The following is a 13,880-nucleotide window of genomic DNA, read 5'->3' as shown; positions in this document are numbered from 1 at the left end:
TAACTTCTTACTTTTATGTTCTATTTTTAAACCTATGGAAGAAACCATTCTTGAACTTAACGATGTTGCTATTTTTCAGCAAGAAAACTTGGTTTTAAGCGAAATAAACCTAACCATAAAAAAAGGAGAATTTGTTTATTTAATTGGTAAAACCGGAAGCGGAAAAAGTAGTTTTATGAAAACGCTTTATGGCGATTTGCCTTTAAAACAAGGTTCTGGTAATATTGTTGGTTTTAACTTAAAAACCTTAAAAGAAAAAGATATTCCTTTTTTGCGCAGAAAACTGGGTATTGTTTTTCAAGATTTTAAACTACTTCCGGACAGAACGGTAAAAGACAATTTATTATTTGTTTTAAAAGCTACCGGATGGAAAGACAAAACAAAAATAAACCAGAAAATAGATGAGGTTTTAGATAAAGTTGGTATGAAAACCAAAGGATTTAAATACCCTCACGAATTATCCGGTGGAGAACAACAACGTGTAGCCATTGCAAGAGCTTTATTAAATGACCCTGAGTTAATTTTAGCCGACGAGCCAACAGGAAATTTAGACCCTCAAACCAGTGTAGAAGTTATGCACGTTTTACAAGAAATAAACAAAAGCGGGCGAACCATTTTGATGGCCACCCACGATTATGCGCTTATCTTAAAATTTCCTTCTAAAACTCTTAAATGTGATGGTAGTAAAGTTTTTGAAGTGGTTCAGAAGAACGTTTAAAAACTAAGCCTTATTACTTGTTAACAAGTAGTAGCCGTTTACTACTAATATTGCGAAGTTTGTAATCACTACCGGCCACGAAATATCTAACAAAAAACCATACGCTACAAACAAAGCACAACCAATCATGTTAACGGTTCTTAGCTTTACTATATCTTTCATTAAAAAAGAAAGCAATACTCCTACAGAAGCTGCATAGCCAATCCATTCTGTTACAGATACTCCTAAAAATTCCATATGTTTTTTTTGCAATTATACTGTATTTTTTAATTCAAATTCAAAAAAAATGTGCTTTAGGCATCTATAACAAATAGCTATCTTTATTAAAATTCATGTTATGATTATAGAGAAACCTAAAGACAAAAAAGCGAGTCCGTTTATTGGAGTTCTACTCTTCTTAATTTCTATATTTTTATTTATAGTAACTGTTCCTTTAGGATTTGTTTACGGAATATTGCACAGCATTTTTACCAGATTTGTAGTAGGTGTTGGTGATTATTGTTTACAAATTGCAATTTCTATAGACCAGCTTGGGAATGTAATTATGCAACACTTATTAAACGCCATTTGGATAAAAAGTAATGGTTATAAATTTGGCAATAGAGATGAAACTATTTCTAGCGTTTTAGGAAAAAATCAGCAAAAAAATACGCTTACCGCTTTTGGTAAGCTCATTACCTTAATTTTAGACTTTATTGAGCCCGGACACTCACTAAATTCTATAGATTATTATGTTGAACCTTCAAAAAAATAAAGGGCTAGCATTACGCTAACCCCTTTTATATTCTAAATAGTTACCCTATTGATTTTTCCATTCGTTTACGTTCGTTTTCATCTAAATAAATTTTACGTAACCGAATTGCTTTTGGGGTAACTTCAACATATTCATCTTTTTGAATATACTCTAAGGCTTCTTCTAAGGTAAACTTTATTGGCGGTGCCAGTTTAACTTTATCATCTGCACCGGCAGAACGAATATTGGTTAATTTTTTGGTTTTAGTAACATTAACAACCATGTCATCACTTCGTGAGTTTTCACCAATAACTTGTCCTGTATAAATTTCTTCTCCGGGTTCTATAAAAAACTTACCTCGTTCCTGAAGCTTATCTAAAGAATACGGTATTGCTACTCCTTTTTCCATGGCAATTAATGAGCCATTTGTTCTACCGGGGATATCTCCTTTGTAAGGTTGGTATTCTAAAAATCTATGATTCATTATTGCCTCTCCGGCAGTAGCGGTTAGCAATTGATTTCTTAAGCCAATAATTCCTCTTGAGGGAATATGGAAAGTAATTAGCATACGTTCTCCTTTTGGCTCCATGCTTAACATTTCGCCTTTTCGGAGGGTTACCATTTCTACGGCTTTTCCTGAAACTTCTTCAGGTAAATCTATGGTTAATTCTTCAATAGGTTCACATTTAACCCCATCTATCTCTTTTATAATAACCTGAGGTTGACCTATTTGAAGTTCGTACCCTTCACGTCGCATGGTTTCTATTAAAACAGAAAGATGTAGTACGCCTCTACCATACACCATAAATTTATCGGCACTATCTGTTTCTTCTACTCTAAGCGCTAAGTTTTTTTCTAACTCTCGTTCTAAGCGCTCTTTAATATGTCTTGAGGTTACATATTTACCATCTTTCCCAAAAAAGGGAGAATCGTTAATGGTAAAAAGCATACTCATTGTTGGTTCATCTATAGCAATCGTAGGCAACGCCTCCGGGTTTTCAAAGTCTGCAATAGTATCACCAATTTCAAAACCTTCAAGCCCGCTAACTGCACAAATATCTCCGGCAGTAACTTCATCTACCTTCTTCTTGCCAAGCCCATCAAATAAGTGTAATTCTTTTATTTTACTTTTAACTACTTGTCCGTCTCTTTTTACTAAACTCACATTGCTACCGGCTTTTAGAACTCCACGCTGAAGTCTTCCAATAGCAATACGGCCTGTAAAAGAAGAGTAGTCTAATGAGGTAATAAGCATTTGGGTTGTTCCTTCGGTTATTTTAGGAGAAGGTATGTGCTTTATTACCATATCTAAAAGTGGAGCGATAGAGTTGGTTGGGTTTTTCCAGTCGTCACTCATCCAGTTTTGCTTAGCCGAACCATATACTGTAGGGAAATCTAACTGCCACTCTTCTGCACCAAGCTCAAACATTAAATCAAAAACAGCCTCATGAACCTCATCCGGGGTACAGTTTTCTTTATCTACCTTATTTATAACTACAATTGGCTTTAAACCCATGCTAATTGCTTTTCCTAACACAAAGCGGGTTTGTGGCATAGGCCCCTCAAACGCATCAACCAATAATAGTACTCCATCTGCCATGTTTAAAACACGCTCTACTTCTCCTCCAAAATCGGCGTGCCCCGGAGTATCTATTATATTAATTTTAGTGTCTTTATAAGTTACTGCTACATTTTTAGAGAGGATTGTAATTCCGCGTTCTCTTTCTAAATCATTATTATCTAAAATTAACTCTCCGGTATCTTGGTTGTCTCTAAATAACTGACAATGATGTAAAATTTTATCTACCAACGTAGTCTTACCGTGGTCTACGTGGGCAATAATAGCTATGTTTTTAATATTCATATAAATGGCCTTATTTTTTGGCGGGGCAAAGGTACGTTTAATTGTTTATTTTAACTGTATCTTTGCAACTTAAATTATTTAAGTATGAATTTAGAACACTTACCAAACATAAAACACACAACTTCCGGCAATTTCTTTTTACTTGCAGGACCTTGCGCTATAGAAGGCGAAGATATGGCTTTACGAATTGCCGAAAAAGTTGTAGAAATTACCGATAAGCTTAAAATACCTTACATTTTTAAAGGAAGCTTTAAAAAAGCTAACCGAAGCAGAATAGATAGTTTTACCGGTATTGGAGATGAAAAAGCGCTTAAAATTTTACGTAAAGTTTCTGAAACTTTTAATGTCCCAACAGTTACTGATATACATGAAGTTAGCGATGCAGAAAAAGCAGCACAATATGTAGATGTGTTACAGATTCCTGCTTTTTTAGTAAGGCAAACCGATTTGGTTGTTGCTGCTGCTAAAACCGGGAAGACGGTAAACCTTAAAAAAGGCCAATTTATGAGCCCTGAGAGTATGAAGTATGCTGTAAAAAAAGTACATGATTCTGGTAACCAAAACGCATGGATTACAGACAGGGGTACTATGTTTGGCTATCAAGATCTGATTGTAGATTTTAGAGGTATTCCTGTTATGAAACAATATGCACCTACCGTGTTAGATGTTACACACTCTTTACAACAACCAAACCAATCTAGTGGTGTTACCGGAGGTAAACCCGAGTTAATAGAAACTGTGGCAAGAGCCGGTATTGCTGTTGGAGTTGATGGATTGTTTATGGAAACTCATTTTGATCCTGCCAATGCTAAAAGTGATGGAGCAAACATGCTTCATTTAGATCATTTGGAGAGACTGCTGCACAATCTGGTAGAAATTAGAAAAACTATAAATAGTTTAACTTAAAGAGTTAGAGGTTTTAGTAGAGATTTTTAGCAAATAATAGCACGTCTACTAAAACCTCTTTATTTATATCTTCTAAAGATTTATAACGCAAAGAGACTATCATTTTTCTATTTTCTTTTACCAAATACTCTTGGTGAATGTTTATGTTTTGCCCTTGCCAAAAGCCTACATCTACATATTGCTTTTTATGACTGGCATTAAAATAGCAAAAAGGCTTTCCGAATATATAATAAAACGGTATTTGATACTTGTATTTTAACTCAACTTCCGGAACCGTTTTCTCTATAACAGCTTGTAGATACAATAAAATAGAACGGTAAGGTTCCGGTTGGTTTACTATGTATTGCTCTGCAGGATTCACTTTAATTATTCTTTACCGTCTACATAATTCTGTAGATAGGCATACCTCGGCGTAAGCTTACCATTTTTAGTCATTAAAGCACGCTCTAAAATACCGTCTTTATCATCATTATAAAAAGCCGGAATTACATGCTTTATAAACATCTCTCCAAAACCTACACTAGCATCTCTGGGTAATTCGCAAGGTAAATTATCTACTGCCATTACAGCAATAGCATTCGGGTTTTTGTAAGCCACTTCTTTCTCAGTTATAGGGTCGTACCCATAAATGGGGTCTGCTATTGTAGATGCTCTAATGGTTGTTGCCACAGGACCGTCTATATCTGCACTCACATCTGCTACTACTTTTATATTAAAATCAGGAGATTTTGCATCTTCTCTGGTGTACAAGTACGGAGCTCCTTCTCCGTAAAAATGTCCGGCTATGTAAAAGTCGGTTACTTTAGCAAAACGCATAAAATTAGACTCATATAAATGCGGATTGTTATAAAAATCTTGTTTAGTAGCTTTACCTTCGTCTTTACGTTTATTATAATCTAATACATCTATTTGGCAATACACAGGCTCATTAAACTTACTTTTTAAATATTCAGATACCGAAACTTGTTTTAGATTCATGGCATCCAACATTTCTTTAGCGCCACCCCCTACTCTTCCTTTTCCGGTTAGCAAGATTTTTATATTAGGTAGTTTTATTCTGTTTAAGGCATCTATTAACGCTTGCTGATTTGGTAGTGTTTCGGCTTTTGGAAGCTCAAACAAATCAAATTTTAATCCATACGCTCTAACCCCATTGTATGCACCTACAATACCGGCATACCTACCAAAGGCTACTAATCTTTTACCATTAGCGTTGGTTATTACTTCGTGGTCGTAGAGCTCTATATTCTTATCTAAAATTGCTCTTAATAATTCTCTGTTATAGGGTTGCTTTTTTATGGTATGACTGAAGAAAAAATATTTTTTATTAGGTATAAGCGAATTAATTGGAACCTCTTTTACACCTAAAAGTACATCGCAATCTGATAAATCTGAAGTTACTGTAATACCTGCATCTTCATACTCTTTATCTGTAAAAACTCTAATATTAGAAGGTTCTACTTTTATTTGTGCTTTAGGGAATTTTTTTAAGACAGTTTGGCAGGCCTCTGGAGAAAAAACTACTCTTCTATCTGGTGGATTCTTTCTTTCTTTAATCAAGCCAAATTTCATAAATACCACGTTTTAGGTTAATTATAAGAGTTTTCAAAAGTACATCTTGAACAGCAGTGTTACAAGACTTTTTTTGGAATAATTTTTGAAGTACCTTTGTAGCTTGCGTTAGGGATTGAAGCGTCATCCTTACTTTGTAAGATATAGCGTAAAGCCCGGCGCTTTGCAATGCAAAGCGAAACGCCCAAAAAATGGTTCATTGAAATATTGGGGTCGACTGGTTTTGACAGCGAGACCAATTGTGATGTAAGCATGCCGAGCTATGAAATTAATGCTCGTTAATATCTATTTCACACTTTTAAATGGCGAGAATAACTACGCTCTTGCTGCCTAATTAACCGAAGTATAGTAGGTTCTGGCCTAGTCCCGCAAGGCGGGAAAGCAAGATGTCTCTGAATAGCCCTTGTTGACGGCGATTCGATAAGAGGCACCATAAAAGTCAACATAGAAATCGTGTAGCTTCGGCACGATTTTAAAACGTTAAGAAGCTAAGCGTGCAGTAGGTAGTTTTCGGCCAGCTGTACGACGAAAATTAAACGAAAACTAAGCATGTAGAAAGCATTGCAGTTGCTTGTTTGGACGAGGGTTCGAATCCCTCCGACTCCACTAAAAAACCTCAGCACAATTTATAAATTGTGCTGAGGTTTTTTGTTTTTACCAGTTATAAAAAAGGCAAAAAATTTATTGTAACGTAACATATACGTTAGCAATTATGTGGTATTTAGAATCCGCTAAAATATGAGTTTAACTAATTCTATTAAACCAAAAACCAAAATAGCGCCCAATACTACTAGCAGTATGCCTACTAAGGTTTTCATGAATAGAATAAAATACGGATTGTCTTCTTGTACTTGTGCCCCCATATGTATAGTGTTACTCTTTATCATAATAAAATAGTATTACAGATTGGGGCGCTGTTGGTATTAAAAATAATAAATTTTAATTTTAATTACCAGAAAATCAATCTCTTTTTAGTTGAAAACCCAAAAACAAACCATTAAAGTTACTCATTTATTAGTCTGTAAATTAGTAAGGCGGTACGTTGTGTTAACGCCTTTATTGTGTTTAAATTAACCGTTTCTTTTACGGTATGTGCTCCTGTTCCCATTGTTCCTAAACCATCTAAACAAGCTACATATTCTGCTACGAATGAAGTGTCTGCAGCACCTCGTTTTCCCGGATCATAGGCTTCTACCGGTCCATGACCTAAATCTAAGCTTACCTCATTTAGTTTTTGTAACAACTCATAGTTTTGCTCTGTTGGAGCCATAGCCGGATAACTGTCTGTAAATTCTATGGTTGCAGTAGTATGTGGTAAGTTTCTTGAAACTATTTCTCTCATTTTAGCTCTGGCTTCTTCTTTTTGTTGTTCGGTCATAAATCTGAGTCCGCCTTCTGCAACAGCAACTTGTGCAACTACATTACTTTTACCAAAAGCAACACCTTTACTTAATGCTTCATTAAAATCTACTGTAGTTCCTCCTAAAATAATCCCAGGATTAAAAGTTAAAAACTCCGGCCCCTTAACTTTGGTGTAAAACTCATTAAGAATTCTTGATAACTCAAAAATTGCACCGGCTCCTACATTTTCACTAAAAACACCCGAAGAGTGTGCTCTTTTTCCGGTAACGGTAACTTTCCATCCAGACGACCCACGTCTGGCAACTGTAGCAGTATTAAATCCGGTAGAGGTTTCAAATCCTAAAGCTACATCGCTTTTTTTAGCTGCTTCTACAAGGTGTTTTCTGCTTATGCTTAATGGTTTACCGGTACTTTCTTCATCACCGGTGAATGCAACAATTATTTGAGCATTATTCAGTAAATTATTTTCGTGAAGTGCTTTTAAGGCGTATAAAATTATAACGTTCCCACCTTTCATATCATTCGCTCCCGGGCCATGAGCAATGCTATCATTTACCATCGTGAATTTTTGAAACTCACTGTCTTCTTCAAAAACGGTATCTAAATGCCCAATTAACAACAATCGTTTTCCTTTAGAGCCTTTAATCTCTGCAAATAAATGTCCTGCCCTATTCATATCTTCGGGCATATCTATCCAGGTAGTTGTAAAACCTATATTATTAAAAGCTTCTGCAAAAACATCTCCTGTTTCTTTAACTCCTTTAAGGTTAAGTGTACCGCTATTTATATTAACTACTTTCTCTAAAAATGATATTGCTTCTGAATTGTTTTTAGCTACGGTTGCAATAATTTTTTGCTCTACTTTGGTTAACTTTTGAGCATGCGTTTGCGTAACAAAAAGACATAAAAAAAGTACTCTTAATAATCTCATAGTTTTTATTATTATTTAAGAGTACTAAAGATATAAAATTGATGAATTTTTAGACTATTCTTCTAAAAATCCTTGCGCCTTCATCCAATCGTCATTAAACATTTTACCAACGTAACGGCTTCCGTGATCGTGAAAGAGCACCACAACAACATCATCTTTCTTAAAATGCTCTTTTAACTGCAACAATCCTTTTACAGCTGCTCCGGCCGAATTACCAGCAAAAATACCTTCTTCTCTTGCTAACTTTCTGGTGTAGATTGCAGCATCTTTATCGGTTACTTTTGTGAAACCGTCTATAATATCAAAATCTACATTTTGAGGTAATATGTCTTCACCAATTCCTTCTGTTATATATGGGTAAATTTCGTTCTCATCAAAAATACCGGTTTCATGATATTTTTTGAATACAGAACCGTAGGTATCTATTCCCCAAACTTTAATATTGGGGTTTTGTTCTTTTAAGTATTTCCCAACTCCAGATATTGTACCACCGGTACCAACACCAACAACAAAATGTGTTACTTTACCGTCTGTTTGTTTCCAGATTTCGGGTCCGGTTTGCTCATAATGTGCTTTTGCATTTGATGGATTGTCGTACTGGTTTACGTACCATGAGTTAGGAGTTTCTTCGGCTAAACGCTTAGAAACAGAATAGTAAGAGCGAGGGTCATCAGGTTCTACTTCTGTTGGACACACAACAACCTCTGCACCAACAGCCTTTAAAATATCCATCTTTTCTTTAGATTGCTTATCGCTAATAACACAAATAAGCTTATACCCTTTAACAATAGCTGCCAGCGCAAGCCCCATTCCGGTATTACCCGATGTACCTTCAATAATGGTTCCGCCTGGTTTTAATCGGCCGTCTGCTTCTGCATCTTCAATCATTTTTAGCGCCATTCTGTCTTTAACAGAGTTTCCGGGATTAAAAGTTTCTACCTTGGCTAACACCAAAGCATCTATCTCTTTTGTTATGTTATTTAGCTTAACTAAAGGGGTATTCCCAATGGTTTCTAGTATGTTCTTTGCGTACTCCATAATCTGAATTTGTGGGTGCAAAGATACATTTTCATTTTAGGAAAAAACAGCTCTTTTTACTCGAACTTTATTGATTTTACAGGAGATATTTTAGTGATAATATATGATGGTACTAATAGCATTAATAAGCATAGTAACAAGACCCCAATATTTAACACAATTATATAACTAGCACTTAAATAAACCGGGGCTTCTGTAACATAGTAACTAGCCGGATCTAACTTTACAAAACCAAAATATTTTTGGCTAAGTAGCAATGCTAAGGCAATAACATTACCCCAAAACAAACCGATACCAATTAAATACGCTGCATTGTATAAAAACACCTTTCTGATACTCCAATTACTGCTGCCTAAGGCTTTTAAAATACCTATCATTTGTGTTCGTTCTAGTATTAGTACTAGCAAGGCTGTAATCATGTTAATGCCTCCAACTAAAATCATTATTCCTATTATAATGGCTATGTTAAAATCAAAAATAGAAAGCCACTCAAATACAAAATAGTACTTGTCTTTTATAGTTTGAGAGTCTAATGTAGAGAGTGTTTTACCATAAATTTCTGCTCCTTTTTGCTCTAATTCATCAAAATCATCAATAAAAACTTCAAACATACCAACCTGAGTTTCATCCCACTTGTTCATACGTTGAATATGCCTTATATCTACAATAATATAAGTAGCATCAAACTCTTGGTAACCACTTTCGTAAACACCTACTATTTTAAATTTTCTTTGATTAGGGATTTTACTTTCAGAATCTTTTAAAAAAAACGCATTAAACTCATTACCCACTTTTAATTTTAGCCGGTTAGCTAAATAGTTAGAAATTAATGCCTCGTTATTTAATTTGTTTGAAAAATCGGGAAGTCTGCCTGCTACCAAATACTCTTGCAAAAACTGCCAGTTGTAGTCTTTACCAACTCCTTTGGCTATAACGCCTTCAAAAGTTTCTGCTGTCCTAATAATACCTGCTTTACTGGCTACAGCTTGAATATGAGAGATTCCTGAAACCGAGTTAAACTTCGGATAAAAATCTTGTTGAATTGATACCGGATATACTGATACCTCCGAATTATTACTATCGTAATTATAAATTTGAACATGACCGTTAAAAGCTGCTATTTTTTCTCTTATTTTATGGCGCAATCCAACACCGGTTGCAATAGCAACCATCATCATTATTAATCCTAAGGCAATAGCAGCTATTGCTATTTTTATTATTGGAGCCGATACACTACTTTTATACTGCTTATTGGCAATTATTCTTTTTGCTATGAAATACTCTACATTCAAAATTTCTGCGAGTTTTAATCGCATCAAAAATACATTTTTATTGTTTGTTTTTACGGCAATACTTACAGCTTGTAATGTAAAAAGCCCAAAAAATCTTGCTTTAAACGAGCAAAACAATATAAAATTGCAAAATACAGATACGCTTATTGTTGGCGCCAATCAAACAGAACAATATTTACCCTTATTAGCAAACAAACGCGTTGCTGTTGTAGCTAACCAAACCTCTGTGATTTTTAAACCAAATAATACCTATACTCATTTGGTAGATTCTTTATGGGCTTTAGGTGTTAATGTGGTTAAAGTATTTGCCCCTGAGCATGGTTTTAGAGGTAAAGCAGATGCCGGTGAAGCTGTTGCAGATGGTAAAGATTTAAAAACCGGGCTGCCTATTGTGTCGCTCTACGGAAAAAATAAAAAGCCTACCCCGGAACAATTAAAAAATATTGATGTTGTATTGTTCGACATACAAGATGTAGGCGTTAGGTTTTACACCTACATATCTACATTACATTATGTGATGGAAGCTTGTGCAGAGAATAATATTCCTGTAATTGTTTTAGATAGACCAAACCCTAACGGAACGCTTATAGACGGCCCTACTTTAGAGCACGAACACAGAAGTTTTCTTGGAATGCATACCGTGCCCTTGGCCCATGGAATGACAATTGGCGAATATGCTAAAATGATTAACGGAGAGCAATGGTTAAGCAATGAGGTTCTTTGTAATTTAACAGTAATTACCCTAAAAAATTATACGCATAACACTCCGTATGTTTTACCAATACGCCCATCGCCCAATTTACCTAATAATCAGGCTATTAAACTCTATCCCAGTTTAGGTTTGTTTGAAGGCACTACCATAAATGCCGGTAGAGGTACCGATTTTCAGTTTCAACGGTATGGCTCTCCGCTTTTAAATCCTGAAGTTTTTAAATTTAGCTATACTCCTAAACCTAATTTTGGAGCTAAAAATCCTAAACACAATGGTATAATTTGTTATGGAGAAGATTTAAGTACAGTTACACCTCCTAACAAGGTTAGTTTAAAATGGCTTATTAAAGCCTATTGGAATTGCACCGATAAATCAAAGTTTTTTAATACAGCCTCTTTTACCAAACATGCCGGAACAGCCAAACTACAAAAACAAATAGAAGCAGGTTTAACAGAAGCTGCTATTAGAGAAACCTGGAAAAAAGATTTAGAAAATTTTAAACAAATTAGAGCTAAGTATTTGTTGTATGAGTAACAAACTCATACAACCAAATCACTCTTTAACCGGAACAGTAGTTGGTCTTCTGTATTTATGAAAAGGTTGTTTTAGCAATCCTTTTATACTGCTGTTCTCTACCTCATCCGGAAAAGTATCTACACCGTATACAATAGCTTCTCTATCTAATTTCATATAAGTACCAAAAAGCCGATCCCAAATAGAAAAAATATTACCATAATTAGAATCTGTATATGGTAATACATAATGGTGATGCACCTTATGCATATCTGGCGAAACAATAACCCAACTTAAAACCTCGTCTACCTTTTTAGGCAGCCTGATATTTGCATGGCCAAATTGGGTTGCAACTAACGATAACGATTGGTAAAGCATTACAATACCTATTGGAGTACCAACTATAAAAACTCCCAAAAGCGTAAATACAAACCGTATAATGCTCTCCAACGGGTGGTGTCTGTTTGCAGTGGTAGTATCTACTTTATGATCTGTATGATGTACTAAATGTACCATCCACAAAGGTTTTACCTTATGCTCTATTAAATGTGCCAAGTAGGCTCCAATTAAATCTAAAAGCATTACACCTAACAGCACATATAACCAAAAAGGAATATTAGGAATCCAGTTAATTATACCAAAGTTATTTTCTGTTACCCAGTCGCTTGTTTTAAGCAGTAAAAAAGCCAGCGCAAAGTTTACAATAATAGTTGTTAACGTAAAAAAGAAGTTAGGTATGGCATGCTGCCACTTTTTGTAGTTAAATTTAAAAAGCGGAATAGCCCCTTCTAACAACCAAAAAAAAGTGATTCCGCCAACCAATAAAATTGTTCTATGGGTGGTAGGTATTGTCTCAAAGTAGGTTATAATTTGTTCCATGTTGTAATCCCTATTTTAAGACTAAATATACTACTTATTTGAAATTTTACTCTTTAGTGCCTCAACAATATTAAAGGCTGCCGGACAAATAGCTACATTCTTTAGCGTTACGTTGCTTATTTTATGAAACTTCTTTCTGTCTGTATGTGGGTACTCTCTACAGGCTTTAGGTCTTACATCGTATATTAAACAATAGTTGTCTGCAGCTAAAAATGCACAAGGAACCTCTTGTAACACATAATCATTATCTTCATCTATGCGCAAATACTGTTCTATAAACTTAGAGGGTTTTAACTTTAAATGCTTGGCAATTCGTTCAATATCTTGATTGGTAAACAAAGGACCGGTAGTTTTACAACAATTAGCACACTGTAAACAATCGGTTTTTGCAAATTCCCCGCCATGCAACTCTTGCATAACATAATCTAAATCTTTAGGAGGTTTTTGCTTTAATCGTTTAAAAAAAGCTTTATTCTCTTTTGCTTTATCTAATGCTAAATCCGGTAATTGCCTTATAAAATCTTCCAAAATGGTTTTTACTCTTTTAGGTTTTACCCATTATTAATAGCTACAAATTTACTGTACCTTTACTGCAGTTTAAAATTATGAAAGATCTTTTCGGGCAAGCCATATTAGATTTTAAGTTAGGGCACTACAAAAATGAACTTATTACAGAGACATCTATTTCTGAAAAAGATGTGTTTCCGGTTGATTATTTGTTTCGTGATTTTAATAAAATGCCCAAACTAGAGCAAGTAGCTCTTAAACTTGCCTATGGCACTATTTTAGATGTTGGATGTGGTGCCGGAAGCCACGCGCTCTACCTTCAAAATAACAAAAAGCTAAATGTAACTGCTTTAGATATATCTGTTAATGCTGCAAAAGTAGCTAAACTTAGAGGAGTTAAACATGTAAAAAACTGTTCGCTTTTAAACTATAAAAATCAAAAATTTGATACCATTTTACTATTAATGAATGGCACCGGAATTTTTGAAACCTTAACCAAAACACCTATTTATTTACAACATCTAAAAGGCTTATTGAACGAAGGCGGACAAATTTTAATAGACTCTACCGATATTATTTACATGTTTGATGAAGATGAACATGGGGCTAAAATTATACCTTTTACCGGTAATTATTATGGCGAACTTACCTTTACACTTCACTATAAAAACCAAACCGAAGGGCCAATACCTTGGTTGTATTTTGATTACAACTTGCTTTACACATTAACTACAGAAAACGGCTTTAAATGTGAGTTTATAGAAGAAGGTGATCACTTCGATTATTTGGCACGATTATCGATTTAAATTTTTTAAAAAAACAAGGCATACTTATTTTTGGCGCTAATCGTTAT

14 protein-coding genes, 1 other RNA gene and 1 pseudogene are annotated in these 13,880 nt (G+C 34.8%); 6 read left to right on the top strand and 10 right to left on the bottom strand.

Features of this window, described 5'->3' with window-relative positions; translation table 11 throughout:
- The first annotated feature begins 34 nt into the window (after positions 1–34).
- Complete coding sequence (locus ACZ5CF_RS05695; protein WP_464578171.1) at positions 35–718, top strand: cell division ATP-binding protein FtsE; 684 nt, start codon at positions 35–37, stop codon at positions 716–718.
- Positions 719–721: 3 nt separating this feature from the next.
- On the opposite strand, the gene ACZ5CF_RS05690 is transcribed toward ACZ5CF_RS05695, so the two are convergent.
- Positions 722–955, bottom strand: a complete 234-nt coding sequence (locus ACZ5CF_RS05690) for a uroporphyrinogen decarboxylase (protein ID WP_464578170.1) — start codon at positions 953–955, stop codon at positions 722–724.
- A 100-nt stretch (positions 956–1,055) separates the two neighbouring features.
- Between ACZ5CF_RS05690 and ACZ5CF_RS05685 the strand changes: the two genes are divergently transcribed.
- Positions 1,056–1,472 carry a hypothetical protein gene (locus tag ACZ5CF_RS05685; protein ID WP_464578168.1) on the top strand — a complete coding sequence of 139 codons (417 nt, stop codon included), beginning with the start codon at positions 1,056–1,058 and terminating at the stop codon, positions 1,470–1,472.
- A gap of 40 nt (positions 1,473–1,512) precedes the next feature.
- On the opposite strand, the gene typA is transcribed toward ACZ5CF_RS05685, so the two are convergent.
- Positions 1,513–3,315: a translational GTPase TypA gene (gene typA, locus ACZ5CF_RS05680; RefSeq protein ID WP_464578167.1), complete on the bottom strand. Its 1,803-nt coding sequence runs from the start codon at positions 3,313–3,315 to the stop codon at positions 1,513–1,515.
- A gap of 84 nt (positions 3,316–3,399) precedes the next feature.
- Here typA and kdsA point away from each other — a divergent pair, with 84 nt between their 5' ends.
- The gene (gene kdsA, locus ACZ5CF_RS05675) at positions 3,400–4,221 is read left to right on the top strand and encodes a 3-deoxy-8-phosphooctulonate synthase (RefSeq protein WP_464578166.1); all 822 of its coding nucleotides are present in this window, start codon (positions 3,400–3,402) and stop codon (positions 4,219–4,221) included.
- A gap of 13 nt (positions 4,222–4,234) precedes the next feature.
- Here kdsA and ACZ5CF_RS05670 read toward each other — a convergent pair whose 3' ends face one another.
- Together ACZ5CF_RS05670 and ACZ5CF_RS05665 are read right to left on the bottom strand one after the other, a co-directional pair.
- The gene (locus tag ACZ5CF_RS05670; protein ID WP_464578165.1) at positions 4,235–4,582 is read right to left on the bottom strand and encodes a DUF1801 domain-containing protein; all 348 of its coding nucleotides are present in this window, start codon (positions 4,580–4,582) and stop codon (positions 4,235–4,237) included.
- A 5-nt stretch (positions 4,583–4,587) separates the two neighbouring features.
- On the bottom strand, positions 4,588–5,793 hold the full coding sequence (locus tag ACZ5CF_RS05665; RefSeq protein ID WP_464578164.1) for an NAD(P)-dependent oxidoreductase: 1,206 nt from the start codon (positions 5,791–5,793) through the stop codon (positions 4,588–4,590).
- Between the two features lie 209 nt (positions 5,794–6,002).
- Between ACZ5CF_RS05665 and ssrA the strand changes: the two genes are divergently transcribed.
- Positions 6,003–6,402: a transfer-messenger RNA gene (gene ssrA, locus ACZ5CF_RS05660) on the top strand.
- 122 nt (positions 6,403–6,524) lie between these two features.
- Here ssrA and ACZ5CF_RS05655 read toward each other — a convergent pair.
- The 4 genes and pseudogenes from ACZ5CF_RS05655 to ACZ5CF_RS05640 all read right to left on the bottom strand — a co-directional run bounded on the left by ACZ5CF_RS05655 (position 6,525) and on the right by ACZ5CF_RS05640 (position 10,416).
- Positions 6,525–6,680 (bottom strand): hypothetical protein, encoded by a 156-nt coding sequence (locus ACZ5CF_RS05655; RefSeq protein WP_464578163.1) that lies wholly within the window; start codon positions 6,678–6,680, stop codon positions 6,525–6,527.
- A 116-nt stretch (positions 6,681–6,796) separates the two neighbouring features.
- Entirely contained in the window at positions 6,797–8,086 is a 1,290-nt protein-coding gene (locus ACZ5CF_RS05650) for a M20/M25/M40 family metallo-hydrolase (RefSeq protein WP_464578162.1), read from the bottom strand.
- Between the two features lie 57 nt (positions 8,087–8,143).
- A pseudogene (locus ACZ5CF_RS05645) lies at positions 8,144–9,124 on the bottom strand (PLP-dependent cysteine synthase family protein); the annotation flags it as partial.
- A gap of 56 nt (positions 9,125–9,180) precedes the next feature.
- On the bottom strand, positions 9,181–10,416 hold the full coding sequence (locus tag ACZ5CF_RS05640) for an ABC transporter permease (protein ID WP_464580836.1): 1,236 nt from the start codon (positions 10,414–10,416) through the stop codon (positions 9,181–9,183).
- On the opposite strand from ACZ5CF_RS05640, the gene ACZ5CF_RS05635 reads away from it, so the two are divergent.
- Positions 10,319–11,662 (top strand): exo-beta-N-acetylmuramidase NamZ family protein, encoded by a 1,344-nt coding sequence (locus tag ACZ5CF_RS05635; protein WP_464580835.1) that lies wholly within the window; start codon positions 10,319–10,321, stop codon positions 11,660–11,662. The two genes, ACZ5CF_RS05640 and ACZ5CF_RS05635, sit on opposite strands and share 98 nt — an antisense overlap.
- A gap of 18 nt (positions 11,663–11,680) precedes the next feature.
- Here the strand turns inward: ACZ5CF_RS05635 and ACZ5CF_RS05630 are convergent, their stop codons facing one another.
- Entirely contained in the window at positions 11,681–12,520 is an 840-nt protein-coding gene (locus ACZ5CF_RS05630; protein ID WP_464578160.1) for a sterol desaturase family protein, read from the bottom strand.
- A gap of 30 nt (positions 12,521–12,550) precedes the next feature.
- Positions 12,551–13,048 carry a YkgJ family cysteine cluster protein gene (locus ACZ5CF_RS05625; RefSeq protein WP_464578159.1) on the bottom strand — a complete coding sequence of 166 codons (498 nt, stop codon included), beginning with the start codon at positions 13,046–13,048 and terminating at the stop codon, positions 12,551–12,553.
- Positions 13,049–13,125: 77 nt separating this feature from the next.
- On the opposite strand from ACZ5CF_RS05625, the gene ACZ5CF_RS05620 reads away from it, so the two are divergent.
- Positions 13,126–13,833, top strand: a complete 708-nt coding sequence (locus tag ACZ5CF_RS05620; protein ID WP_464578157.1) for a class I SAM-dependent methyltransferase — start codon at positions 13,126–13,128, stop codon at positions 13,831–13,833.
- Positions 13,834–13,880 lie beyond the last annotated feature (47 nt).

Source organism: Lutaonella thermophila, assembly GCF_055387725.1.
The sequence above is the reverse complement of the archived record's forward strand: the minus strand, read 5'-3'. Positions and strand labels throughout refer to the sequence as shown.